General features: G+C 58.5%; 24 protein-coding genes and 1 pseudogene. 4 read left to right on the forward strand and 21 right to left on the reverse strand.

Annotated features, from left to right (window positions below; genetic code table 11):
- Positions 1-26: 26 nt before the first annotated feature.
- Positions 27-218: pseudogene (locus ACF8FB_RS04550) on the forward strand (transposase); the annotation flags it as partial.
- A gap of 370 nt (positions 219-588) precedes the next feature.
- Here ACF8FB_RS04550 and glmS read toward each other — a convergent pair.
- The 21 genes from glmS to rpmH form a co-directional block, all read right to left on the reverse strand.
- The gene (gene glmS / locus ACF8FB_RS04555; protein ID WP_010955884.1) at positions 589-2,424 is read right to left on the reverse strand and encodes a glutamine--fructose-6-phosphate transaminase (isomerizing); all 1,836 of its coding nucleotides are present in this window, start codon (positions 2,422-2,424) and stop codon (positions 589-591) included.
- Between the two features lie 3 nt (positions 2,425-2,427).
- Complete coding sequence (locus ACF8FB_RS04560; RefSeq protein ID WP_003253204.1) at positions 2,428-3,204, reverse strand: DeoR/GlpR family DNA-binding transcription regulator; 777 nt, start codon at positions 3,202-3,204, stop codon at positions 2,428-2,430.
- A 189-nt stretch (positions 3,205-3,393) separates the two neighbouring features.
- Positions 3,394-4,761, reverse strand: a complete 1,368-nt coding sequence (gene glmU, locus ACF8FB_RS04565; protein ID WP_047603748.1) for a bifunctional UDP-N-acetylglucosamine diphosphorylase/glucosamine-1-phosphate N-acetyltransferase GlmU — start codon at positions 4,759-4,761, stop codon at positions 3,394-3,396.
- Positions 4,762-4,879: 118 nt separating this feature from the next.
- A complete protein-coding gene (locus tag ACF8FB_RS04570; protein ID WP_010955886.1) occupies positions 4,880-5,299 on the reverse strand; it encodes a F0F1 ATP synthase subunit epsilon in 420 nt (139 codons plus the stop codon).
- 43 nt (positions 5,300-5,342) lie between these two features.
- On the reverse strand, positions 5,343-6,719 hold the full coding sequence (atpD, locus tag ACF8FB_RS04575; RefSeq protein ID WP_003253197.1) for a F0F1 ATP synthase subunit beta: 1,377 nt from the start codon (positions 6,717-6,719) through the stop codon (positions 5,343-5,345).
- A gap of 27 nt (positions 6,720-6,746) precedes the next feature.
- A complete protein-coding gene (gene atpG / locus ACF8FB_RS04580) occupies positions 6,747-7,607 on the reverse strand; it encodes a F0F1 ATP synthase subunit gamma (protein ID WP_003253195.1) in 861 nt (286 codons plus the stop codon).
- A 48-nt stretch (positions 7,608-7,655) separates the two neighbouring features.
- Positions 7,656-9,200, reverse strand: coding sequence for a F0F1 ATP synthase subunit alpha (gene atpA, locus ACF8FB_RS04585; protein WP_010955887.1), 1,545 nt, complete (start codon positions 9,198-9,200; stop codon positions 7,656-7,658).
- A 21-nt stretch (positions 9,201-9,221) separates the two neighbouring features.
- Positions 9,222-9,758: a F0F1 ATP synthase subunit delta gene (locus ACF8FB_RS04590; protein WP_003253191.1), complete on the reverse strand. Its 537-nt coding sequence runs from the start codon at positions 9,756-9,758 to the stop codon at positions 9,222-9,224.
- Positions 9,759-9,770: 12 nt separating this feature from the next.
- Complete coding sequence (locus ACF8FB_RS04595; RefSeq protein ID WP_010955888.1) at positions 9,771-10,241, reverse strand: F0F1 ATP synthase subunit B; 471 nt, start codon at positions 10,239-10,241, stop codon at positions 9,771-9,773.
- Positions 10,242-10,297: 56 nt separating this feature from the next.
- The gene (gene atpE, locus ACF8FB_RS04600) at positions 10,298-10,555 is read right to left on the reverse strand and encodes a F0F1 ATP synthase subunit C (protein WP_003097235.1); all 258 of its coding nucleotides are present in this window, start codon (positions 10,553-10,555) and stop codon (positions 10,298-10,300) included.
- Between the two features lie 144 nt (positions 10,556-10,699).
- A complete protein-coding gene (gene atpB / locus ACF8FB_RS04605; RefSeq protein WP_010955889.1) occupies positions 10,700-11,569 on the reverse strand; it encodes a F0F1 ATP synthase subunit A in 870 nt (289 codons plus the stop codon).
- Positions 11,570-11,585: 16 nt separating this feature from the next.
- Entirely contained in the window at positions 11,586-11,993 is a 408-nt protein-coding gene (locus ACF8FB_RS04610; RefSeq protein WP_010955890.1) for a F0F1 ATP synthase subunit I, read from the reverse strand.
- A 149-nt stretch (positions 11,994-12,142) separates the two neighbouring features.
- Positions 12,143-13,015 (reverse strand): ParB/RepB/Spo0J family partition protein, encoded by an 873-nt coding sequence (locus tag ACF8FB_RS04615; protein ID WP_003253185.1) that lies wholly within the window; start codon positions 13,013-13,015, stop codon positions 12,143-12,145.
- A 9-nt stretch (positions 13,016-13,024) separates the two neighbouring features.
- Positions 13,025-13,816 carry a ParA family protein gene (locus ACF8FB_RS04620; RefSeq protein WP_003253182.1) on the reverse strand — a complete coding sequence of 264 codons (792 nt, stop codon included), beginning with the start codon at positions 13,814-13,816 and terminating at the stop codon, positions 13,025-13,027.
- 18 nt (positions 13,817-13,834) lie between these two features.
- Positions 13,835-14,485, reverse strand: coding sequence for a 16S rRNA (guanine(527)-N(7))-methyltransferase RsmG (gene rsmG / locus ACF8FB_RS04625; protein WP_020192710.1), 651 nt, complete (start codon positions 14,483-14,485; stop codon positions 13,835-13,837).
- Positions 14,482-16,374, reverse strand: a complete 1,893-nt coding sequence (gene mnmG / locus ACF8FB_RS04630; RefSeq protein WP_392511070.1) for a tRNA uridine-5-carboxymethylaminomethyl(34) synthesis enzyme MnmG — start codon at positions 16,372-16,374, stop codon at positions 14,482-14,484. The genes rsmG and mnmG overlap by 4 nt, the downstream gene beginning before the upstream one ends.
- A gap of 633 nt (positions 16,375-17,007) precedes the next feature.
- On the reverse strand, positions 17,008-18,378 hold the full coding sequence (mnmE, locus tag ACF8FB_RS04635; RefSeq protein WP_392511071.1) for a tRNA uridine-5-carboxymethylaminomethyl(34) synthesis GTPase MnmE: 1,371 nt from the start codon (positions 18,376-18,378) through the stop codon (positions 17,008-17,010).
- Positions 18,379-18,466: 88 nt separating this feature from the next.
- Positions 18,467-20,149 carry a membrane protein insertase YidC gene (gene yidC / locus ACF8FB_RS04640; protein WP_010951425.1) on the reverse strand — a complete coding sequence of 561 codons (1,683 nt, stop codon included), beginning with the start codon at positions 20,147-20,149 and terminating at the stop codon, positions 18,467-18,469.
- 2 nt (positions 20,150-20,151) lie between these two features.
- The gene (gene yidD / locus ACF8FB_RS04645) at positions 20,152-20,397 is read right to left on the reverse strand and encodes a membrane protein insertion efficiency factor YidD (protein WP_010951426.1); all 246 of its coding nucleotides are present in this window, start codon (positions 20,395-20,397) and stop codon (positions 20,152-20,154) included.
- Positions 20,390-20,794 carry a ribonuclease P protein component gene (rnpA, locus tag ACF8FB_RS04650; protein ID WP_003253166.1) on the reverse strand — a complete coding sequence of 135 codons (405 nt, stop codon included), beginning with the start codon at positions 20,792-20,794 and terminating at the stop codon, positions 20,390-20,392. Before rnpA ends, yidD begins: the two co-directional genes overlap by 8 nt.
- 13 nt (positions 20,795-20,807) lie before the next feature.
- Positions 20,808-20,942, reverse strand: coding sequence for a 50S ribosomal protein L34 (rpmH, locus tag ACF8FB_RS04655; protein ID WP_003253163.1), 135 nt, complete (start codon positions 20,940-20,942; stop codon positions 20,808-20,810).
- Between the two features lie 595 nt (positions 20,943-21,537).
- Here rpmH and dnaA point away from each other — a divergent pair.
- Genes dnaA through recF form a run of 3 tightly spaced genes read left to right on the forward strand, consistent with a single transcriptional unit; the run spans position 21,538 to position 25,321 of the window.
- Positions 21,538-23,058 (forward strand): chromosomal replication initiator protein DnaA, encoded by a 1,521-nt coding sequence (gene dnaA, locus ACF8FB_RS04660; RefSeq protein ID WP_010951427.1) that lies wholly within the window; start codon positions 21,538-21,540, stop codon positions 23,056-23,058.
- A gap of 40 nt (positions 23,059-23,098) precedes the next feature.
- Positions 23,099-24,202 carry a DNA polymerase III subunit beta gene (gene dnaN / locus ACF8FB_RS04665; protein WP_003253156.1) on the forward strand — a complete coding sequence of 368 codons (1,104 nt, stop codon included), beginning with the start codon at positions 23,099-23,101 and terminating at the stop codon, positions 24,200-24,202.
- Between the two features lie 15 nt (positions 24,203-24,217).
- A complete protein-coding gene (gene recF / locus ACF8FB_RS04670; protein WP_003253154.1) occupies positions 24,218-25,321 on the forward strand; it encodes a DNA replication/repair protein RecF in 1,104 nt (367 codons plus the stop codon).
- The last annotated feature ends 2 nt before the right edge of the window (positions 25,322-25,323 follow it).

The following is a 25,323-nucleotide window of genomic DNA, read 5'->3' on the forward strand; positions in this document are numbered from 1 at the left end:
CATAATGAGCCCAAACAGGAGGTGCCATGAGTCGTCAGCGTTACCCTGAAGAATCAAGATCGAAGCGGTCAAGCAAGGGACCAGAAAGGCAAGCCTGGCGCCGATATTGCCCAGCGTCTGGGCATGTCCGTGCACAGCCTCTAGCCTGGATCAAGCTCCACAGCAAACCCCAAGAGCATCGTCAGCAAGATGATGACCAACTAGCCGAACTGCGCAAGCCGAGTGCCTGGGCAAGCTTCATCCCAGTTACTTTTCATGATGTGAAACGCCGCATTCAGTGAGTGATTTTGAACATGTCGATTGAAACCATAGCACTCAGGCCAGCCGATAGCTGCAGCGAGCCTCCTGACTTCGGATGTCTTTATTACATGGCGGGTACGCAGGTCTTCGAAGATATCTGCCTTGGACTCGGCCCAATAGAGCAGCAGGTTCCTTCTCACATATGACGGAAGAGTTTCATCAGGCTGAATCGGGAGGGGTGACGCGGGGAGGCTGGTGAAGCCGCCCGATGAAGGGAAGCGAGAGCCTCCCCTCCACCGGCGACAGTTTTAATTCAACAAAACCAGGTGATCAACACCTGACTACCCGTTACTCGACAGTCACCGACTTGGCCAGATTACGCGGCTGGTCAACGTCGGTCCCCTTTAGCACGGCCACGTAATAAGACAGCAACTGCAGCGGAATGGTGTACAGGATTGGCGCCAGGGCATCGGCAATGTGCGGCACCTTGATCACGTGGGTGCCTTCGCCATTGGTCATGCCAGCGTGCTCGTCGGCGAACACGACCAGCTCGCCACCACGGGCACGCACTTCCTGCAGGTTGGACTTCAGCTTCTCCAGCAGTTCGTTGTTCGGTGCAACGGTAACCACCGGCATGTCGTTGTCCACCAGAGCCAGCGGGCCGTGCTTCAGCTCGCCTGCTGGGTATGCTTCGGCGTGGATGTAGGAGATTTCTTTAAGCTTGAGAGCACCTTCCATCGCCACCGGGTACTGCGCGCCGCGGCCGAGGAACAGGGTATGGTGCTTGTCGGCGAACAGCTCGGCAATTTTCTCGACGGTGGCATCCATGGCCAGGGCTTCGCCCAGGCGGGTAGGTAGTCGACGCAGCTCTTCAACCAGCTCAGCTTCGACACCGGCTTCCAGCGTACCGCGCACCTGACCAAGGGCCAGGGTCAGCAGCATCAGCGAAACCAGCTGAGTGGTGAACGCTTTGGTCGAAGCCACGCCGATTTCAGGGCCGGCCAAGGTCAGCAGGGTCAAGTCCGACTCGCGTACCAGCGAGCTGATACCCACGTTGCAGATCGCCAGGCTGCCAAGGAAACCCAACTCCTTGGCGTTGCGCAGTGCGGCCAAGGTATCGGCGGTTTCGCCGGACTGCGAGATGGAGACGAACAGAGTGTCCGGCTGCACCACCACCTTGCGGTAACGGAACTCGCTGGCCACTTCTACCTGGCAAGGGATGCCGGCCAGGCTTTCCAGCCAGTAGCGCGCAACCATACCGGCGTGGTAGCTGGTGCCACAGGCAACGATCTGCACGTTGCGCACCTTGGCAAACAGGTCGGCAGCTTGCGGGCCAAAGGCCTGGACCAGCACGTTGTCCTTGCCCAGGCGGCCTTCAAGCGTGCGCTGAACAACGCTTGGCTGCTCGTGAATTTCCTTGAGCATGAAGTGACGGTAAGCGCCCTTGTCGGCAGCCTCGGCACCTTCGTGGTACTGCACGGTTTCGCGCTGGACCTTGTTGCCCTGCTGGTCCCAGATAGAGACCTGATCACGGCGGATTTCAGCGATGTCGCCTTCTTCCAGGTACATGAAGCGGTCAGTAACCTGACGCAGCGCCAGCTGGTCGGACGCCAGGAAGTTCTCGCCAAGGCCCAGGCCGATAACCAGCGGGCTACCACTGCGTGCTGCCACCAGGCGGTCCGGCTGCTTGGCACTGATCAGCGCCAGGCCGTAAGCGCCGTGCAGGCGCTTCACCGCCGCCTTAAGGGCGTCGGTCAGGTCTGGAATGCTCTTCAGGGTGTGGTGGATCAGGTGGACGATGACTTCGGTATCGGTCTGCGAAGTGAAGACATAGCCCAGGCCCTTCAGCTCTTCGCGCAGCTCCTCATGGTTCTCGATGATGCCGTTGTGCACCACGGCCACATCATTGCCCGAGAAGTGCGGGTGGGCGTTGCCTTCAGTCGGCGCGCCGTGAGTAGCCCAGCGGGTGTGGGCAATACCCAGCTGGCCTGCCAATGGGTCATCAGCAACAGCAACCTCCAGCTCGCTGACCTTGCCGATGCGGCGGCGGCGCTGCAGTTCACCGTTCTGGGTGAGTACAGCCAAACCGGCGCTGTCGTAACCGCGGTATTCAAGACGCTTAAGGCCTTCGATCAGGATGGCTGTGATATTACGCTCGGCGACAGCACCAACGATTCCACACATGTTTTATTGCTCCTGGCTGATCGCGGCGCAGATCAGGTTGATGCCGCGGGCTTGAATTTGTTCGCGCGCTGCTGCTGGCAGGCGTTCATCTGTAATAAGGGTGTGCACACTGCCCCAGGGCAGCTCGAGGTTAGGGATCTTGCGCCCCACCTTGTCCGACTCGACCATCACGATCACTTCACGGGCAACTTCCGCCATGACCCGGCTCAGCCCAAGCAACTCGTTGAAGGTAGTGGTACCCCGGCCCAGGTCGATGCCGTCGGCGCCGATGAATAATTGGTCGAAATCGTAGGAGCGCAGTACCTGCTCCGCGACCTGGCCCTGGAACGATTCGGAATGCGGGTCCCAGGTGCCACCGGTCATCAGCAGCACCGGCTCGTGTTCGAGGTCGCAGATTGCACGGGCCACATTGAGCGAATTGGTCATCACCACCAGGCCTGGCTGGCGCCCCAGTTCGGGGATCATTGCCGCCGTGGTGCTGCCGCTGTCGATGATAATGCGCGCATGTTCGCGGATACGCCCCACGGCGGCACGCGCAATGGCCTTTTTATAGGAAGAGACGGGTTGTGCCGGTTCACCGAGCAACTCTTGCGGTACCGGCACAGCACCACCGTAGCGGCGTAACAACAAGCCGTTGGTTTCCAAGGCGGCGAGGTCTTTGCGAATGGTCACTTCCGAGGTGGCGAAACGCTTGGCCAACGCGTCCACACTTACCTCACCCTGCTCGCTGAGCAAAGCCAGAATATTGTGTCGCCGTTGTGGTGTGTTTCGTTTCGACATGTGCGTTTAAGTTTCGATTCGAAAGTTAATGGTTGCAATCAAAACCTAAGACGCGCGATTCGTCAAGCTGTCGCTGACCTGTGGATTGTTTGCTTCTGCTTTGAGGCGGTCCTATAGGCGCAGCCGCGCCAATAAAAAAGCCGACTTATTCACATAAGTCGGCTTTCGATCGAAACGGCTGTGAATAACTCAGCTCTTCTTGATCTTCTCCGGGCGCTTCCAGCCCGAAATGTTGCGCTGGCGCGCACGGGCAACAGCCAGGTCACCCGCTTCTACAGCCTGGGTGATGGTCGAGCCGGCTGCGGTGGTCGCGCCGGCCTTGATTTCCACAGGCGCCACCAGCGAGTTGTTCGAACCGATGAACACGTCTTCACCCATCACGGTCTTGAACTTGTTGGCGCCATCGTAGTTGCAGGTGATGGTGCCGGCGCCGATATTGGTGCGCGCACCGATTTCGGCATCCCCCAGGTAGGTCAGGTGACCAGCCTTGGCCCCTTCACCCAGGTGGGCGTTTTTCAGTTCAACGAAGTTACCCACATGGGCCTTGGCGTCCAGTACGCTGCCCGGGCGCAGGCGGGCGAACGGGCCAGCATCGCTGCCTTCGCCCATCACGGCGCCTTCGAGGTGGCTGTTGGCCTTGACCACCGCGCCTTTGCGCAGGGTCGTGTTCTTGATCACGCAGTTAGGGCCGATCTGCACATCGTCTTCGATGACCACCTTGCCTTCGAGAATCACGTTGATGTCGATCAGCACGTCACGACCAACGCTTACTTCACCACGAACATCGAAGCGTGCCGGATCACGCAGGGTAACCCCCTGAGCCATCAGACGGCGGCCTTCCCGCAACTGGTAGTGACGCTCCAGCTCGGAGAGCTGGCGGCGGTCGTTGGCGCCCTGCACTTCCATAGCATCGTGTGGCTGTTCAGTTGCCACCACCAAGCCATCGGCAACTGCCATGGCAATTACGTCGGTCAGGTAATACTCGCCCTGGGCGTTGTTGTTCGACAGGCGGCCCATCCAGTCGGCGAGGCGCGCGGCCGGCAAGGCCAGAATGCCGGTGTTGCCTTCCTTGATCGCTTTTTGCGCGTCGTTGGCGTCCTTGTGCTCAACGATGGCAGTTACCTGGCCCTGCTCGTCACGCACGATCCGGCCATAGCCGGTCGGATCATCGAGGGTGACTGTCAGCAGTCCCAGCTGCTGATCGTTGGCTTTGGCCAACAGACGCTGCAGGGTCTCCACTTCGATCAACGGCACGTCGCCGTACAACACCAGCACGGTGTCAGCGGTCAGCGCTGGCAGTGCCTGGGCAACAGCATGACCGGTACCCAGCTGTTTATCCTGCATGACGAAATTCAGGTCGTCAGCAGCCAGCCGCTCGCGAACCAGCTCGGCACCATGGCCAATGACCACGTGAATACCTTGCGGCTGAAGTTGACGCGCGCTGTGGATAACATGGCCGAGCATGGAATTGCCTGCTACCGGGTGCAACACTTTGGGCAGCGCCGAGCGCATGCGGGTGCCTTGGCCGGCGGCGAGAATAACGATATCGAGTGACATTACTGGCTACCAATCCTGGGCGGTCAGTGAAAGACCGGGGGAGAAAACAGAAAAAGAAAAAGGGTAGCCGAGGCTACCCTTTTACTCAATCGCAACAGAAGTTATCAGCCGGGGCCGATTACTTGCCTTTGCGCATTTGCTGGACGGTACGCAGCTGGGCTGCGGCCTCGGCCAGACGTGCGGCGGCGGCGCCGTAGTCGAAGTCCGCGCCTTTCAGATTCAGGGCGTTCTCGGCAGCCTTGAGGGCCTCCTGAGCCTGAGCTTCATCCAGGTCTGCAGCACGTTGCACGGTATCGGCAAGCACCTTGACCATGTTCGGCTGAACCTCGAGGAAACCACCAGAGATGTAGAACACCTCGTGTGCGCCACCCTGCTTGGTCAGCGTGATCGGACCAGGCTTGAGATTGGTGATCAGCGGCGCATGGCCTGGAGCGATACCAAGATCACCCAGGTTACCGTGCGCAACCACCATCTCGACCAGGCCGGAGAAGATCTCTCCTTCCGCGCTGACGATATCGCAATGGACTGTCATAGCCATCTGCTTGCCTCAACCTGATAGCGCCCCTTGCGGGGCGCAGGAATTACAGTTTCTTGGCTTTCTCGATCGCTTCGTCGATGCTGCCGACCATGTAGAACGCTTGTTCTGGCAGGTGGTCGTAGTCACCTTTGAGGATGCCGCTGAAGCCAGCGATGGTGTCTTTCAGGGAAACGTACTTGCCTGGCGAACCGGTGAAGACTTCTGCCACGAAGAACGGCTGCGACAGGAAGCGCTGGATCTTACGAGCGCGGGCTACCAGTTGCTTGTCGGCTTCGGACAGTTCGTCCATACCCAGGATCGCAATGATGTCCTTCAGCTCTTTGTAGCGCTGCAGAACATACTGAACGCCACGAGCGGTCTCGTAGTGCTCGTTGCCGATCACGTTCGGGTCCAGCTGGCGCGAAGTCGAGTCCAGTGGGTCGACCGCTGGGTAGATACCCAGGGAGGCGATGTCACGGGACAGAACGACGGTGGCGTCCAAGTGGGCGAAGGTGGTCGCTGGCGACGGGTCGGTCAAGTCGTCCGCAGGTACATATACGGCCTGTACGGAGGTGATCGAACCTTCCTTGGTGGAGGTGATGCGCTCTTGCAGAACGCCCATCTCTTCAGCCAGGGTCGGCTGGTAACCTACTGCAGAAGGCATACGGCCCAGCAGTGCGGATACTTCGGTACCGGCCAGGGTGTAACGATAGATGTTGTCGACGAACAGCAGAACGTCGTTACCTTCGTCACGGAACTTCTCGGCCATGGTCAGGCCGGTCAGCGCTACACGCAGACGGTTTCCTGGTGGCTCGTTCATCTGACCGTAGACCAGCGCTACCTTGTCGAGAACGTTGGAGTCCTTCATCTCGTGGTAGAAGTCGTTACCCTCACGAGTACGCTCACCCACACCAGCGAACACGGAGTAACCGCTGTGTTCCATGGCGATGTTACGGATCAGTTCCATCATGTTTACGGTCTTGCCGACACCGGCACCACCGAACAGACCAACCTTACCACCCTTGGCGAACGGGCAAACCAGGTCGATAACCTTGATGCCGGTTTCCAGCAGGTCGTTGCCGCCTGCCTGGTCAGCGAACGAAGGCGCTGGCTGGTGGATACCGCGACGCTCTTCTTCGCCGATCGGGCCGGCTTCGTCGATCGGGTTGCCCAGTACGTCCATGATACGGCCCAGGGTGGCCTTACCAACTGGAACGGAAATGGCAGCGCCGGTGTCGACGACATCCAGACCGCGCTTCAGGCCTTCGGTCGAGCCCATCGCAATGGTACGAACCACGCCGTCGCCCAGCTGCTGCTGAACTTCCAGGGTGGTTTCCGCGCCTTGTACTTTAAGCGCGTTGTATACACTCGGCACGACGTCACGTGGGAATTCCACGTCGATGACGGCGCCGATGATTTGAACGATACGTCCGCTACTCATAGCTGGATCCTCTGAATATGTGAACCGTTAAACCGCGGCAGCGCCGCCGACGATTTCCGAGATCTCCTGGGTGATCGCAGCCTGACGCGCCTTGTTGTAGATCAACTGAAGCTCTTTGATCAAATCACCGGCGTTGTCTGTGGCGTTCTTCATGGCGATCATCCGGGCCGCTTGTTCAGCAGCGTTGTTCTCGACCACCGCCTGGTAAACCTGCGACTCCACGTAGCGCACCATCAAGCCGTCCAGCAGCTCTTTTGCGTCGGGTTCGTACAGGTAGTCCCAGTGATGCTTGAGATCCTGATCCGGGGTTGCCACCAACGGTACCAATTGCTCGACCGTCGGCTTCTGGGTCATGGTATTGATGAACTTGTTCGAAACCACCGAGAGGCGATCGATACGGCCGTCCAGGTAGGCGTCCAGCATCACTTTGACGGAGCCGATCAGATCGTTGATCGATGGCTCTTCGCCCAAGTGGCTGATCGCTGCTACGACGTTGCCGCCAAAGATGCGGAAGAAAGTCGCACCCTTGCTGCCGATCACGCACAGGTCGATTTCCACGCCCTGTTCGCGGTTTGCGCTCATGTCCTTGACCAGGGCCTTGAACAGGTTGGTGTTCAAGCCACCGCACAGACCACGGTCACTGCTCACCACGATATAACCAGCGCGCTTTACAGGGCGCTCGATCATGAACGGGTGGCGGTATTCCGGGTTGGCGTTGGCCAGATGACCGATCACCTGGCGGATACGTTCCGCGTAAGGACGGCTAGCAGCCATGCGCATTTGTGCCTTGCGCATCTTGCTGACCGCCACTTTCTCCATGGCGCTGGTAATTTTTTGCGTGCTTTTGATGCTCGCAATCTTACTGCGAATCTCTTTTGCGCCTGCCATGTATCACCTATCAGGTTAGCAAGCGGGGGCCTGAGCCCCCGCTGCGGCTTACCAGGTCTGGGTGGCCTTGAACTTCTCGATACCGGCTTTCAGGCCTGCGTCGATTTCGTCGTTGAAGTCACCCTTCACGTTGATCTTCGCCATCAGTTCAGCGTGATCACGGTTGAAGAAGGCGATCAGAGCTTGCTCGAAGCTGCCGATCTTGGAGACTTCTACGTCGATCAGGAAGCCACGCTCAGCGGCGTACAGCGACAGAGCCATGTCCGCGATGGACATCGGCGCGTACTGCTTCTGCTTCATCAGCTCGGTAACGCGCTGACCATGCTCCAGCTGCTTGCGGGTCGCTTCGTCCAGATCGGACGCGAACTGGGCGAATGCAGCCAGTTCACGGTACTGAGCCAGAGCGGTACGAATACCACCGGACAGCTTCTTGATGATCTTGGTCTGAGCGGCACCACCTACGCGGGATACCGAAACACCGGCGTTCACTGCAGGGCGGATGCCCGAGTTGAACATGGCCGATTCCAGGAAGATCTGACCGTCGGTGATGGAAATCACGTTGGTCGGAACGAACGCAGAAACGTCGCCAGCCTGGGTTTCGATGATCGGCAGAGCGGTCAGGGAACCGGTTTTGCCAGTAACAGCACCGTTGGTGAACTTCTCGACGTACTCTTCCGAAACGCGCGATGCACGCTCCAGCAGACGGGAGTGGAGATAGAACACGTCGCCTGGGTATGCTTCGCGTCCTGGTGGACGGCGCAGCAGCAGGGAGATCTGACGGTAGGCAACGGCCTGCTTGGACAGGTCATCGTAAACGATCAGTGCGTCTTCACCGCGGTCGCGGAAGAACTCGCCCATGGTGCAACCGGCGTATGGCGCCAGGAATTGCAGTGCGGCGGATTCCGAAGCACTGGCAACAACCACGATGGTGTTGGCCAGGGCGCCGGTTTCTTCCAGCTTGCGAACGATATTGGCAACGGTGGAACGCTTCTGGCCGACTGCAACATAAACACAGAAAATACCGGAGTCTTTCTGGTTGATGATGGCGTCGATGGCCATGGCGGTCTTGCCGATCTGACGGTCGCCAATGATCAGCTCACGCTGGCCACGGCCGACAGGGATCATGGCGTCGACGGATTTGTAACCAGTCTGTACAGGCTGGTCTACCGACTTACGCCAGATCACGCCTGGAGCCACTTTCTCGACTGCGTCGGTCTGGGTGTTGCCCAGAGGACCTTTGCCGTCGATCGGGTTACCCAGTGCGTCAACGACGCGACCCAGCAGTTCCTTACCAACCGGAACTTCCAGGATGCGGCCGGTGCACTTGGCGCTCATGCCTTCGGCGAGGGTGTCATAGGCACCCAGGATCACTGCACCTACGGAGTCTTGCTCCAGGTTCAAGGCCATGCCGTAGACGCTGCCAGGGAACTCGATCATTTCGCCGTACATGACGTCGGCCAGACCGTGGATCCGCACGATACCGTCGGATACCGAAACGACGGTACCTTCGTTACGGGCTTGGGAGCTCACATCGAGGTTATCGATGCGGCCCTTGATGATTTCACTAATTTCGGAAGGATTGAGTTGCTGCATTGCTCTGCTGCCCCTTCAAACTCAAGATTTCAATGCTTCGGCCAGTTTCGCGATTTTGCCGCGAACAGAGCCATCGATTACCAGGTCACCGGCGCGGATGACGACGCCGCCAATCAGGCTGGCATCCTCCGACGCGTGCAGGCGCACTTCCTGGCCTAACCGTGCACTGAGAACCTTGGCGAGTTTGTCTTGCTGTTCTTGGTTCAACGCGAAGGCACTGGTGACTTCCACGTCCACGGATTTCTCTTGCTCGGCCTTGTACAGGTCGAACAGAGCGGCAATCTCCGGCAGAAGCAGGAGACGGTCGTTTTCCGCGGCAACATGAATGAAATTCTGTGCCTGTGCATTGAACTTGTCACCGCACACGTCAATGAACGTGGCGGCCTTTTCTGCGCTCGTCAGTCGCGGGGCCTTGAGCAGGCGCTGCATGGTGTCGTCTTGCGACACCGCAGCAGCCAGGCCGAGCATGGCTGACCAATTGGCCAGTTGCTGATGGGCCTGGGCATGCTCAAAGGCAGCCTTAGCGTAAGGTCGGGCCAACGTGGTCAGTTCTGCCATGATCGCCCTCGCTTAAATTTCAGCGGCCAGTTTGTTAACCAGCTCCGCATGCGCGTTTTGATCGATTGTGGCGCCAAGGATCTTTTCAGCACCACCAACGGCCAGAGCACCCACTTGGGCACGCAGGGCGTCTTTAGCGCTGTTCAGTTCCTGTTCGATCTCGGCCAGAGCCTGAGCCTTCACACGGTCAGCTTCGACGCGAGCCTGTTCACGGGCTTCGTCGACAAGCTGAGCAGCGCGTTTCTTGCTTTGCTCGATGATTTCGGCTGCTTGTGCTTTAGCTTCACGCAGTTGCTGACCCGCTTTCTCTTGGGCCAGCTCCAGGTCGCGAGCTGCGCGGTTGGCAGCGTCCAAGCCGTCGGCAATCTTCTTTTGGCGCTCTTGCAGAGCAGTGATGACCGGAGGCCATACATACTTCATGCAGAAGAGTACAAAAATCAGGAAAGCAACGGATTGGCCAATCAGGGTTGCATTAATGTTCACGCCAACACCTCGCTCGGTCTTAATTCATACAGCCATCAACTCGTGGTGACGAGTGATTAGCCGGCGATCTGACCAACGAACGGATTCGCGAAGGTGAAGAACAGAGCGATACCAACACCGATCATGGTTACGGCGTCGAGCAGACCGGCAACGATGAACATTTTGACCTGCAGCATCGGAACCATTTCTGGCTGACGAGCAGCGCCTTCCAGGAATTTGCCACCCAGCAGGCCGAAACCAATGGCGGTACCCAGAGCACCCAGGCCGATCAGCAGAGCAACAGCGATAGCGGTCAGACCAACTACAGTTTCCATCTTTCCTCCCGACTTTTACGTCGTATTGGTTAGGTTTTTAGTTTGAAGCGGTAAAACAAATCGTTTGGTACAGCATGCCCTTGCGGACTTTTTAAGCCCTCCCCCCGTACAGGCAGGGAAGGCTATCAGACACGCCAGGCGGTCTTAATGGTTATCTTCGTGAGCCATCGACAGGTAGACGATGGTCAGCATCATGAAGATGAAAGCTTGCAGGGTGATGATCAGGATGTGGAACACAGCCCACGCCCATTGCAGCACCACACCCAGGCCGCTGAGCCACAGCAGGCCGGAGCCGAACATTACAGCGATCAGGATGAACACCAGCTCGCCAGCATACATGTTGCCGAACAGACGCAGTGCCAGCGAGATCGGCTTGGCGATCAGGGTGACGAATTCCAGCAGGAAGTTGACTGGAATCAGCAGGATCTGCACGAAGATATTCTTGCTGCCAAACGGGTGCAGGGTCAGCTCACCGATGAAGCCGCCCAGTCCCTTGACCTTGATGCTGTAGAAGATGATCAGGGCGAAGACGCAGAAGGCCATGGCCAGGGTCGCGTTCGGGTCGGTGGTCGACACGGCGCGGAACGGAATGTGCGGGTCACCGGAAATCAGGATGGCCAGCTGAGGAATCCAGTCGACCGGTATCAGGTCGACGGCGTTCATCAGGAATACCCAGACGAAAATGGTCAGCGCCAGTGGTGCGATTACCGGGCTACGGCCGTGGAAGGAGTCCTTCACGCTGCCGTTGACGAAGTCGACCATCACCTCAACGAAGTTCTGCAGACCGCCAGGTTGGCCGGAAGTCGCCTTCTTGGCCGCCATGCGGAAGATCAACAGGAAGATCAGACCCAGCGCGACGGACCAACCCAGGGTGTCCAGGTGGAACGCCCAGAAGCCCATTGCCTTGGCTTCTGCAGCCGAATGGGCGAAGCCCCAGCTGCCGTCTGGTAGTTGACCGTAGGTCAGGTTCTGCAAGTGGTGCTGGATATAGCCCGAAGCGGTTTCTGCTGCCATGGTTGCCTCAAACGCCCTAAGGTCTCGAAAGTCTTTTATTCATCAGCAGGGGCGCGAACCAGCTGACCAAAAGGGTCAACACGAAGACGCCGAATACTGCTAGCGGCGCCAGTGGCTTCACTCCTGCAAAGGTCAGTGCAAAAAGCACTGCCGTCAAAATCATCTTGCCTGCCTCGCCAGCGTAAAACGACTTGACGATAGCTTGTGCCGCCCGAGCCCCGCTGAAGCGAAAAGCCTTCCAGGCGAAATACACATTGGGCAGCCAGGCAATCAAACCTCCGCAAAGGCCTGAATATCCACTGACCGACCCTTTCCACTGCCACAACACCAAGGTTGCCAGCAGCAGTACGACAAATTGAGCCAGCAGTACCGGAAAAACCGCCCAGCGATGGAAAGGCAGGCGGTTTGGCGTGCGTATTTCCATCACAACTGCTCCTCGGAAGTCGACCAACAAGTCAGCTATGACTTGGCATAATTTGTGCCGACAAAATGCGCGCAGAGTATAGGGGTGGATTAACCCCTATTCAACTCTTCGGTAGTGATTTCCGACTTCACGCTACAACAGGAATTGTTTCAGCGGATGTGAGCGAGCACGCCTTGCAACTCGTCAAGCGAGTTGTAGCGAATAACCAACTGGCCTTTGCCCTTGTTGCCATGACGGATCTGCACGGCCGAGCCCAGGCGCTCTGCGAGCCGCTGTTCAAGGCGTGCGATATCCGGATCAGGTTTGCTCGGTTCGACCGGATCAGGCTTGTCGCTGAGCCACTGACGGACCAGTGCCTCGGTTTGGCGCACGGTGAGGCCACGTGCGACAACATGACGCGCCCCCTCCTCCTGACGATTTTCGTCCAGGCCCAGCAATGCACGGGCGTGCCCCATCTCCAGATCACCGTGGGCGAGCATGGTCTTGATCGCATCGGGCAAGGTGATGAGGCGCAGCAGGTTGGCCACAGTCACCCGCGACTTGCCCACAGCGTCAGCCACCTGCTGCTGGGTGAGTTCGAATTCCTGTTGCAGGCGCTGCAGGGCCATGGCCTCTTCCAGTGGGTTGAGGTCTTCGCGCTGGATGTTCTCGATCAATGCCATGGCGATGGCGGCTTCGTCGGGCACTTCGCGGACCATGGCCGGGATCGTGTCCAGGCCGGCCTGCTGGGTAGCGCGCCAACGGCGCTCACCGGCGATGATCTCGTATCGGTTGTCACCAATCGGGCGTACCACGATCGGTTGCATCACACCATGGTTGCGAATCGAGTGCGCAAGCTCTTCCAGCGCCTCCGGGTCCATGTCCCGGCGAGGCTGATACTTGCCGCGCTGGACCAGCTCGACCGGCAGGTGTTGCAGTTCTTTCTGGTCGATCTTCACAGCCTGCTCTTCGAGCGCGCTGACGGAAGGACCACTGAGCAGTGCATCCAACCCACGTCCGAGACCCCGTTTCTTGACGGCCATACGGATTCCTTAAGTTGTTTGTGCAGTGCGTGATGGACGGCGTTGACGGCGTACCAGTTCCCCAGCCAGGGCCAGGTACGCCAGCGCGCCCCGCGATTGCTTGTCGTAAGCAAGGGCTGGCATGCCGAAGCTGGGGGCCTCGGCCAAGCGAATGTTGCGCGGAATGACCGTGTCGTACAGCTGAGGGCCAAAGTGCTCCTTCAACTGTGCCGAAACATCGTTGTTCAGGCTCAGACGCGGATCGTACATGGTCCGCAGCAGGCCCTCGATCTTCAACTCCGGGTTCAACCGGGCGGCGATACGCTTGATGTTATCCACAAGGTCGCTGAGACCTTCCAGTGCGTAGTACTCACACTGCATGGGGATAATCACGCCATCGGAAGCGACCAGAGCATTCAGCGTGAGCATCGACAGCGACGGCGGGCAGTCGATGAGGATGTAATCGTAGTTATCGCGAATAGGCGCCAGGGCGTTGCGCAGACGGCTTTCCTTGACCTGCATTTCCAGCAGCACCACCTCAGCGGCGGTCAGGTCACGGTTGGCCGGCAGCAACTGGAAGCCTCCGTGCTCGGAGTAGTGCATAGCCTGGGCCAAGTCGCACTCCCCGATGAGCAGGTCGTAGACCGAATGCTCGAGCTCGTGCTTGTCCACACCGCTGCCCATGGTGGCGTTGCCCTGCGGATCGAGGTCGATCAGCAGGACACGACGCTTGGTCGCAGCCAGCGAGGCGGCGAGATTGATACAGGTGGTTGTCTTGCCCACACCACCTTTCTGGTTCGCGATTGCGAATACCTTAGCCATTGTTGCGAGTGTTCCCAGTCATGCCTTGCGGCGCAGTATCAGCAGATGGCGCTGGCCCTGGCAACCCGGAACGGTCAGGGCCTGTTCGCTTTCCACTGTGAAGTCTGCGGGCAATGCTACCAGTTCATCGGCAGGATGCAGCCCCTTCATTGCAAGCCATTGCGTCCCGGTGTCGCCCAAGTGGCGGGTCCAGTTGGTGAAGTTCTCCATGCTGCTGAAGGCGCGGGAGATGATTCCGTCGAACGGTTGTGCCGGCTGGAAGGCCTCGACCCGGCTGTGGATAACCGTGAGGTTGTCCAGCCGGAGTTCCATTTTCACCTGTGTCAGGAAACGGGTTTTCTTGCCATTGGCGTCCAGCACGGTGACGCGCTTGTGTGGATGCAGAATAGCCAACGGGATGCCGGGCATGCCACCGCCGCTGCCAACATCCAGCCAGTTATCACGGTCGTTGTGGATAAAAGACATGACGCTAAGGCTGTCGAGCAGGTGGCGCGAAACCATCTCGTCCGGGTCGCGCACAGCAGTCAGGTTGTAGGCTTTGTTCCATTTGATCAACAGAGCCAGGTAGCCAAGCAGCTTCTCGTGCTGCTCGGCAGTCAGCTCGACACCAAGCTGGCGCGCACCTGTGGACAACTCTTCAGCGTGTTGAGGGGTGACCAGGGAACTCAAGCGCTTTGCTCCAATTCGCGGCCAGCGCCGCGTTTTTTCAAGTGAATCAGCAACAGGGAAATCGCCGCCGGGGTCACACCCGGGATACGCGAAGCCTGGCCCAGCGTCTGCGGACGGGTCTGGCTCAGCTTGCCCTGTATCTCCTTGGACAGGCCGGAAATCGTCGTGTAGTCGATATCCACAGGCAGGCGTGTGTCTTCGCTGGCGCGCAGTCGGGCAATTTCATCCTGCTGACGGTCGATGTAGCCGGCGTACTTGGTGCGGATCTCGACCTGCTCGGCAACCTGTGGATCGATTGCTTCACCGCCAGTCGCTTCGATCAGGCCGGCGTAGTCGATTTCGGGACGCGCCAGCAGGTTGAGCAAGCTGTACTCGTGGCTCAGCGGAGTGCCGAATTTATCCACAACGGCCTGGCCTTGCTCGGTATTCGGCCGAACCCAGGTCGATTTCAGGCGCTGTTCCTCACGCTCGATACCGTCGCGCTTGGCGCAGAATGCGGCCCAGCGCTGGTCATCGATCAGGCCCAGTTCACGGCCCTTTTCGGTCAGGCGCAGGTCGGCGTTGTCTTCGCGCAGTATCAGCCGGTACTCGGCACGCGAGGTAAACATGCGGTACGGCTCCTGAGTACCCAAGGTAATCAGGTCGTCCACCAGTACGCCGATGTATGCCTCGTCGCGGCGCGGGCACCAGCTGTCACGGCCCTGCGCCCGAAGTGCGGCGTTAGTCCCGGCCAGCAGGCCCTGGGCGCCGGCTTCTTCGTACCCGGTGGTGCCGTTGATCTGCCCGGCGAAGAACAGGCCGCCGATGACTTTCGTCTCGAGGCTGTACTTGAGGTCGCGGGGATCGAAGTAGTCGTATTCGATGGCGTAGCCGGGGCGCACGATGTGGGCGTTTTCCATGCCACGGATGGAACGCACGAGCTCCAACTGCACGTCGAACGGCAGCGAAGTGGAAATACCGTTGGGATACAACTCATGGGTGTTCAAGCCTTCCGGCTCGATGAACACCTGGTGGCTTTCCTTGTCGGCAAAGCGGTGGATCTTGTCTTCGATAGACGGACAGTAGCGCGGACCGACACCTTCGATCACGCCCGAGTACATCGGTGAACGGTCGAGGTTCGACGCAATGATCTCGTGGGTGCGCGCATTGGTGTGGGTAATCCAGCAGCTCACCTGTCGCGGGTGCATTTCGGCATTGCCCATGAACGACATCACCGGGATCGGCGTATCGCCTGGCTGTTCGGTCATTACCGAGAAGTCCACCGAGCGGCCGTCAATGCGTGGCGGGGTACCGGTTTTCAGGCGGCCGACGCGCAACGGCAGTTCACGCATGCGGTGGGCCAGGGCAATCGAAGGTGGATCACCGGCGCGACCACCGGAATGGTTTTGCAGACCAATGTGGATAAGGCCGCCGAGGAAGGTACCGGTAGTCAGCACCACCGATTCGGCAAAGAAACGCAGGCCCATCTGGGTCACCACGCCTTTGACCTGGTCCTGCTCGACGATCAGGTCGTCGCAGGACTGCTGGAATATCCACAGGTTTGGCTGGTTTTCCAGGATTTCACGTACCACTGCCTTGTAGATGGCGCGGTCGGCTTGCGCACGGGTGGCACGTACGGCCGGGCCCTTGCGGTTGTTCAGAACGCGGAACTGGATGCCGCTCTTGTCGGTGGCCAGCGCCATGGCGCCGCCGAGCGCATCGATCTCTTTGACCAGATGGCTTTTGCCAATACCGCCGATGGCGGGGTTGCAGCTCATATGACCGAGGGTTTCCACGTTATGGGTCAGCAGCAGGGTTTTCACACCCATGCGTGCAGACGCAAGCGCAGCCTCGGTACCGGCATGGCCGCCGCCGATGACGATCACGTCAAAACGGGAAGGGAAATCCACCACGCACCTCGTGCCTGTTTTTGCGAATAGAGAAGGTAAGCGGACAAGTATAGGGACTTCCCCCCCAGTAAAGAAACCGTCTGAGCAAATTTTGACCAGTCTGTGGATGAGTGGCAAACAACAGAAATCAGAGAGAAGAAATTTAAAAAGCTTTGTTTTTATGTTTATTCTTATACACAGCGACTTCTGTGGATAAAGTCCTGCATCCCAATAATGGCGCTATGTAGAGAGAAATTAAACCCTGTGCCTGGAGTGCCATGAGGGCTCTGGATAACGTCATTTAGCCTGTGGATTAAATGGCTGTTTACCCACAGGCGGGTTTTTCCTCAGAAAAAAAGCCCGCTTATCAACTGAGCTGAAGGCGACTTTTCCACAGGGCTCCTGAGCACCGTTTTCAAGCCGAGCAGGGAAAATTCATCGCGCTGGCGGCTAGGCATGGTCAGGTTGGAGCGGTCGAGCCCGCGAAAGGATGGGTACATCCACAGAGATCTGGTGCTTGTAAGAGCTTCATCACGGGTCCACCCGCTCCCACAGGTGCTTGGGTCAGCGGCCTGCATTCATCTTCTGCAACGAATTTCAGGCAAAAAAAAGCCGCTCCCTAAGGAGCGGCGCTTGGCCTTGCGTGGCTGTGGATTACTTGCCGATGCAGAAGCTGGAGAAAATCCGCCCAAGCAGGTCATCCGAGCTGAATGCTCCTGTGATCTCCCCCAGCGCATGCTGTGCCTGGCGTAAGTCCTCAGCCAGAAGCTCTCCCGCGCCCGCCAAGGTCAATTGAGCATGGCCGTGCTCCAGGTGCTCGCTGGCCTGGCGCAAGGCATCCAGATGGCGCCGGCGGGCGCTGAAGCCACTCTCTGCAGTCTGCTCATAACCCATACAGCCTTTCAGATGGTCGCGGAGCAGTTGCAGCCCTGTGTCGTCGCCCTTGGCGCTCAGGGTAATGGTCACATGGCCGTCATCGCACTGTTCCAGCGCTACCCGCTCACCACTCAGGTCGGCCTTGTTGCGAATCAGCGTGACCTTGGCCGGGTCAGGCCGCTGAGCCAGAAACTCAGGCCACAAAGCGAACGGGTCGCTGGCCTCGGGCGCAGTAGAGTCGACTACCAGCAGAACGCGGTCTGCCTCGCCAATGGCCTTCAGGGCGCGTTCCACGCCGATCTTTTCCACATGGTCATCGGTATCGCGCAAACCGGCAGTATCGACAACGTGCAGCGGCATGCCGTCGATGTGGATATGTTCGCGCAGGATATCCCGCGTAGTGCCGGCGATGTCAGTGACGATGGCAGCTTCCCGACCAGCCAGCTGGTTCAGCAAGCTCGATTTACCGGCATTCGGCCGGCCGGCAATGACTACCGTCATGCCGTCACGCAGCAAGGCGCCCTGCCCGGCCTCGCGCTGCACAGTGGATAACTCGCTGCGCACGGCATCAAGCATCGACAGCACGTGGCCATCGGCGAGGAAGTCGATCTCTTCTTCAGGAAAATCGATCGCCGCCTCGACGTAAATACGCAAGGCAATCAACGCCTCGGTGAGGCTGTGCACACGCCTGGAGAATTCCCCTTGCAGCGAGCGCAGGGCGTTGCGCGCTGCCTGGCTGGAACTGGCCTCGATCAGGTCGGCGATGGCTTCAGCCTGCGCCAGGTCGAGCTTGTCGTTGAGGAAGGCGCGCTCGCTGAACTCGCCCGGGCGGGCCAGACGACAGCCGACTTGTACACAGCGCTGCAGCAGCATGTCCAAGACCACAGGGCCACCGTGTCCCTGCAGTTCAAGCACGTCCTCGCCAGTGAACGAATTAGGCCCTGGAAAGAACAGAGCAATCCCTTCGTCCAGCACCAGCCCTTCATCGTCGCGGAATGGACCGTAATGGGCATGCCGCGGGGTCAGGGTGCGGCCGGTGATCAACAGGCCGGCCTTGGCAGCCAGAGGGCCGGACAACCTGACAATTCCCACACCGCCCCGGCCCTGGGCCGTGGCGATGGCGGCGATGGTTTCACGCACAGTGTTCATGCTCGAAAGCCTCTACGACAAAAACGACAGATAGCAAAAACGCCCCACTAGGGGGCGTTTTTTATTCACAGGCTAGCGTATTAGCCCGTCAAGCAGCAGCTTTTTTGGTAGCTGCTTCGATACGGCGAGTGATGTACCACTGCTGCGAAATCGACAGGCAGTTGTTCACAACCCAGTACAGCACCAGACCGGCAGGGAACCACAGGAAGAAGAAGGTGAAGATGATTGGCATCATTTTCATCACCTTGGCCTGCATCGGATCCGGCGGAGTCGGGTTCAGGCGCTGCTGGATGAACATGGTGGCGCCCATGATGATCGGCAGGATGAAGAACGGATCCTTGATCGACAGGTCGGTAATCCACAGGATCCACGGGGCCTGGCGCATTTCCACGCTTTCCAGCAATACCCAGTACAGGGCCAGGAATACCGGCATCTGCACCAGGATCGGCAGGCAGCCGCCCAGTGGGTTGATCTTCTCTTTCTTGTAAAGCTCCATCATCGCCTGGGACATCTTCTGGCGATCGTCACCGAAGCGTTCCTTGAGTGCGGCGAGCTTAGGTGCAACGGCACGCATACGCGCCATGGAGCGGTAGCTGGCAGCCGACAGCGGGAAGAACAGGCCTTTGATCAACATGGTCAGCACGATGATCGACCAGCCCCAGTTACCCAGCAGGCTGTGGATATGTTGCAGCAGCCAGAAGATCGGCTGGGCGATGAACCACAGGAAGCCGTAGTCGACGGTCAATTCCAGGCCTGGGGACAACTCTTTCAGCTTGGACTGGATCTTCGGGCCGGCGTACAGCAGGGCACTGGTTTCGACCTTGCCGCCAGCCGGTACGCTGATAACCGGGCCGGTGTAGCCGATGATGTAGTTGCCCTGGCTATCCTTGCGGGTCTGGACAACGTTGTTGTCCGACTTGGCCGGAATCCAGGCGGTCACGAAGTAGTGCTGCAGCCAGGCAACCCAGCCGCCGGACACATTTTCTTTCAAACTACCTTTGTCGATGTCCTTCATCGATACCTTTTTGTAAGGCTCAGAAGCTGTCCACAGGGCAGCACCCAGGTAGGTCGCGGTGCCGGTGGCAGTACTGGAGGACGGATCGCCGCTGGCATCACGCTTGAGCTGGGCAAACATGTTGCCGTTCCAGGCCTGGCCGCTCTGGTTGTCGATCAGGTAGCTGACATTCAGGTCGTACTCACCGCGCTTGAAGCTGAAACGCTTGATGTAGTTGACACCGTTGTCACTGAACTTCAGGTCTACCACCAGTTGTTCCTGGCCATCGGCCAGCTGGTAGCTCTTCTGTTCGGCGGCATACAGGGGACGGCCGCTGGCGCGGGCATCCGGGCCGTCGGTACCGGTCAGACCGCTTTGTGCCAGGTAAACACGCTCACCACCGTTGTCGAACAACTGGAATGGAATGTTCGGGTGGTCTTGACGGCGTGGGTACTTCGGCAGGTTCAGCTGGACGATGTCACCACCGACCGGATCGATAGCCAGTTCCAGAACGTCGGTCTTGACTCGGATCAGGTCCTTGCTGAGTGCGACCGGTGCCAGTTCGGCAGGGCTCGATTCGGCGTTGGCGCTCGGTACATCGGCGCTGGCACCGTTGTTACCGGCCGGCACGCCATCGGGCAAGCCCGGAGCAACAGTGCTGGCAGCAGTATTCTGAGTCGGCAGGGCAGCCTGGCCGTAGTCATCGTTCCACTTCAGGACCATGACGTAGGACACGACTGCCAGCGCGGCGATCAGGATCGTGCGTTTAATATCCATGATTACTCGGCTATCGAAGAAGTTCGGGAGGAAGGAGCGGGTGGAACGGGGTCGTAACCGCCGTCATTCCACGGATGACAACGCCCCAGGCGACGAACGGCCAGCCACCCACCACGCCAGATGCCATGGTTTTCGATGGCTTCATACGCGTAACAGGAGCAACTGGGGAAAAACCGACAGTGATTGGCCATCAGAGGACTAATGGCATAACGGTAAAACTGGATCGGAACGAGTGCCAGTTTACGCATCTTGGCTGTCTACCCCTGCGGAATTGGCGGTGACTGCTGGTGTCGGCCGGCTGCGCGCCAGGCGTTTCCAGAGCTTGCCAAAGTGTTGGTGCAATTCCGGGTTTTCTATCTCACCCAATCCCTTGCGCGCGACGATCACGATGTCCAGACCGGCAAGCAATTGCTGGTTCAGACGAAAGGAATCGCGCATCAAGCGCTTGAGGCGGTTGCGTTGAACGGCGAGCTTGACACTCTTCTTGCCGATTACCAAGCCAAGGCGTGGGTGATCGAGGCCGTTCTCGCGAGCAAGGATCAGCAGGTTTTTCCCTGGAACCTTGCCGGTTGGGGAGTCGAAGACCGCTTTGAAATGCCGGGGTGTAAGCAGTCGCTTTTCCCGACTGAAGTCCTGACTCACCACCTGTGCCGAAAAATCAAATGGCCAGACGCTTACGGCCTTTGGCACGACGACGCGACAGAACAGCACGGCCGTTCTTGGTAGCCATACGGGCACGGAAACCGTGGGTGCGGGCGCGCTTGATGGTGCTTGGTTGGAAAGTACGTTTCATGGCGTGTTACCTGGTTTGTCGACGACGGGCCGGGATGGCCCCCTTTTTAAGAGACCGGCGATTCTAGAGAAAGCAAGCCCATAGGTCAATTTCCAACCAGTCTTTCCATATAGAGCATGTGATGGACGGTGCCTGTTGATCAGTGCCCAAGGGGTGCTTGATCGGACACACGGATCGGGGACAACATGAAAAAAAAGAAGAGACATATAAAAAGCTTTTTTGAAGAACTTATAACTCTTAAGTGGATAACCTTCTGTGGATAACCTGCGCTGACCCATGAATTACGGGGTGTACAGAGTTTTACAACTTTGTTCTGATCCCGTGCTGCGCTTGTTCCAATCGTGAGCGAAAGCTGTGGATGAAAACACCTGTTATCCACAGGGGAGTTATCAACAGGCTAAGGGGTGGGGTTGTGCATAGCCCTCATGGTCGTTTATCCACAGGGCTTATTCACAGAGGCGAAAAGCCGTTTTGGTCGATAAATGGCTGTTTTGTCGTGGTTCCTAACGTGTCCACATGTGGATAACTGAACGCTCGACCGGTACAATGGCGGTTTGTTTTTGCCTCATCCGGCTTTCAAACTCAGGGGATATCCGTGTCAGTGGAACTTTGGCAGCAGTGCGTGGAGCTTCTGCGCGATGAACTGCCTGCCCAGCAATTCAACACCTGGATCCGTCCGCTACAGGTCGAAGCCGAAGGCGACGAGTTGCGCGTCTATGCGCCTAACCGTTTCGTTCTCGATTGGGTCAATGAAAAGTACCTGGGTCGCTTGCTCGAGCTGTTGGGTGAGAACGGTAGCGGCATTGCACCAGCCCTTTCCTTATTAATAGGTAGCCGTCGCAGCTCGGCCCCAAGGGCTGCGCCCAACGCGCCGGTCAGCGCTGCCGTTGCGGCTTCGCTGGCGCAGACTCAGGCACACAAGACGGCCCCGGCAGCAGCGGTTGAACCCGTTGCCGTGGCTGCAGCCGAGCCTGTACTGGTCGAGACGTCTTCGCGTGACAGCTTTGATGCCATGGCCGAGCCCGCTGCGGCGCCGCCCAGTGGTGGTGGCCGGGCTGAACAACGCACCGTGCAGGTTGAAGGTGCGCTCAAGCACACCAGTTACCTGAACCGGACCTTTACCTTTGACACCTTCGTCGAAGGTAAGTCGAACCAGCTCGCCCGCGCGGCTGCCTGGCAGGTTGCGGACAACCCTAAGCATGGCTACAACCCACTGTTCCTTTATGGTGGTGTGGGTTTGGGTAAAACCCACCTTATGCATGCTGTGGGTAACCATCTGCTGAAGAAAAATCCGAACGCCAAGGTGGTGTACCTGCATTCGGAGCGTTTCGTCGCGGACATGGTCAAAGCGCTGCAACTCAATGCCATCAACGAATTCAAGCGCTTCTACCGCTCGGTGGATGCTTTGCTGATCGACGATATCCAGTTCTTCGCTCGCAAAGAGCGCTCGCAAGAAGAGTTTTTCCACACCTTCAACGCCTTGCTCGAGGGTGGCCAGCAGGTAATCCTTACCTCTGACCGCTATCCCAAGGAAATCGAAGGCCTGGAAGAGCGTCTGAAGTCGCGCTTTGGTTGGGGCCTGACGGTGGCTGTCGAGCCGCCAGAGCTGGAGACCCGCGTAGCGATCCTGATGAAGAAGGCCGACCAGGCCAAAGTCGAGCTCCCGCATGACGCAGCCTTTTTCATCGCTCAGCGCATCCGGTCCAACGTCCGTGAGCTGGAAGGTGCACTGAAGCGGGTTATCGCTCACTCGCACTTCATGGGGCGTGACATCACCATCGAGCTGATTCGTGAATCGCTCAAGGATCTGTTGGCGCTGCAAGACAAACTGGTCAGTGTGGATAACATTCAGCGTACCGTCGCTGAGTACTACAAGATCAAGATCTCCGATCTGTTGTCCAAGCGTCGTTCGCGTTCTGTCGCGCGCCCGCGTCAGGTAGCCATGGCCCTGTCCAAGGAGTTGACCAACCACAGTCTGCCGGAAATCGGCGACATGTTCGGTGGTCGCGACCATACGACCGTGCTGCACGCCTGCCGCAAAATCAATGAACTGAAGGAATCCGACGCGGACATCCGCGAGGACTACAAGAACCTGCTGCGGACGCTGACGACCTGATGGCCGTCTGCGCAGCTAATTGAAGGCAAGGGACTAGACCATGCATTTCACCATTCAACGCGAAGCCCTGTTGAAACCCCTGCAACTGGTCGCCGGTGTCGTCGAGCGCCGTCAGACCTTGCCGGTCCTGTCCAACGTATTGCTGGTCGTACAAGGCCAGCAACTGTCGTTGACCGGTACCGACCTGGAAGTCGAGCTGGTAGGCCGCGTGCAACTGGAAGAGCCGGCCGAGCCTGGCGAGATCACTGTTCCTGCGCGCAAGCTGATGGACATCTGCAAAAGCCTGCCTAACGACGCCCTGATCGATATCAAGGTCGATGAGCAGAAATTGTTGGTAAAGGCCGGCCGCAGCCGCTTCACCCTGTCGACCCTGCCTGCCAATGACTTCCCGACTGTGGAAGAAGGCCCGGGTTCGCTGACCTGCAACCTGGAGCAGAGCAAGCTGCGCCGCCTGATCGAGCGAACCAGCTTCGCCATGGCCCAGCAGGATGTGCGCTATTACCTCAACGGCATGCTGCTTGAGGTTTCCCGCAACACGTTGCGCGCTGTATCCACCGACGGTCACCGCCTGGCGCTTTGCTCGATGAGCGCGCCGATCGAGCAGGAGGATCGACACCAGGTCATCGTGCCGCGTAAAGGTATCCTGGAGTTGGCGCGCCTGCTGACCGATCCTGAAGGTATGGTCAGCATCGTGCTGGGCCAGCATCACATCCGCGCCACTACTGGTGAGTTCACCTTTACCTCCAAGCTGGTGGACGGCAAATTCCCGGACTACGAGCGCGTACTGCCCAAAGGCGGTGACAAGCTGGTCGTCGGAGACCGCCAGGCGCTGCGTGAAGCCTTCAGCCGTACAGCGATTCTTTCCAACGAAAAGTACCGCGGTATTCGCCTGCAGCTGGCAGCCGGTCAACTGAAGATCCAGGCTAACAACCCCGAGCAGGAAGAAGCCGAAGAAGAAATCAGCGTGGACTACGAAGGTAGCTCGCTGGAGATTGGTTTCAACGTCAGCTACTTGCTGGACGTGCTGGGCGTGATGACTACTGAGCAAGTTCGTCTGATCTTGTCCGATTCAAACAGCAGTGCGCTGCTGCAGGAAGCTGGCAATGACGATTCTTCCTACGTTGTCATGCCGATGCGCCTGTAACCTGTAGCAGGCGAAATGTCCCTTCGACGTATCATGGTCACCGCGGTGCGCAACTTGCACCCGGTGACACTCTTACCCTCCCCCCGCATCAACATCCTTTACGGCGCCAACGGCAGCGGCAAGACCAGCGTGCTTGAAGCCGTGCATTTGCTCGGGCTGGCCCGTTCATTTCGCAGCACCCGCCTGAATCCGGTTATTCAGTACGAACAGGCTGCCTGTACTGTGTTCGGCGAGGTTCAGCTGACGGAGGGTGGTACGAGTAACCTGGGTGTGTCCCGTGAGCGACAAGGGGAGTTTACTATCCGCATCGATGGGCAAAATGCGCGCAGCGCCGCGCAATTGGCTGAGTTACTGCCGCTTCAGCTCATCAACCCAGACAGTTTCCGGCTGCTGGAAGGTGCCCCCAAAATACGCCGCCAGTTTCTGGACTGGGGGGTGTTCCACGTGGAACCTCGTTTTCTGCCAGCCTGGCAACGCCTTCAGAAGGCGCTGCGGCAGCGGAACTCATGGTTGCGTCATGGTACACTTGACCCAGCTTCGCAAGCCGCCTGGGACCGGGAATTGTGCCTGGCTAGCGCGGAAATAGATGAATACCGTCGCAACTACATCAAGGCCTTGAAGCCCGTCTTCGAGCGAACCCTGAGCGAACTGGTCGAGCTGGACGGGTTGACCCTGAGCTACTACCGAGGCTGGGACAAGGACCGGGAACTGCAAGAAGTGCTCGCCTCCTCCCTCCTTCGCGATCAGCAGATGGGCCATACCCAAGCCGGTCCGCAGCGTGCTGATCTGCGTTTGCGGTTGGCTGGCAACAACGCAGCCGACATCCTGTCGCGTGGTCAGCAAAAGTTGGTGGTATGCGCATTGCGCATTGCCCAAGGCCACCTCGTTAGTCAGGCTCGCCGCGGTCACTGTATTTATCTCGTGGATGACTTGCCGTCCGAACTGGATGACCAGCATCGCCGCGCACTGTGCCGCTTGCTTGAAGAATTACGCTGCCAGGTGTTCATCACCTGTGTAGATCACGAATTACTGAGGGAAGGCTGGCAGACGGAAACGCCAGTTGCTTTGTTCCACGTGGAACAAGGCCGTATCACCCAGACCCACGACCATCGGGAGTGAAG

Source organism: Pseudomonas sp. yb_2, assembly GCF_043103905.1.
In the GTDB taxonomy this organism is placed as follows: domain Bacteria; phylum Pseudomonadota; class Gammaproteobacteria; order Pseudomonadales; family Pseudomonadaceae; genus Aquipseudomonas; species Aquipseudomonas alloputida.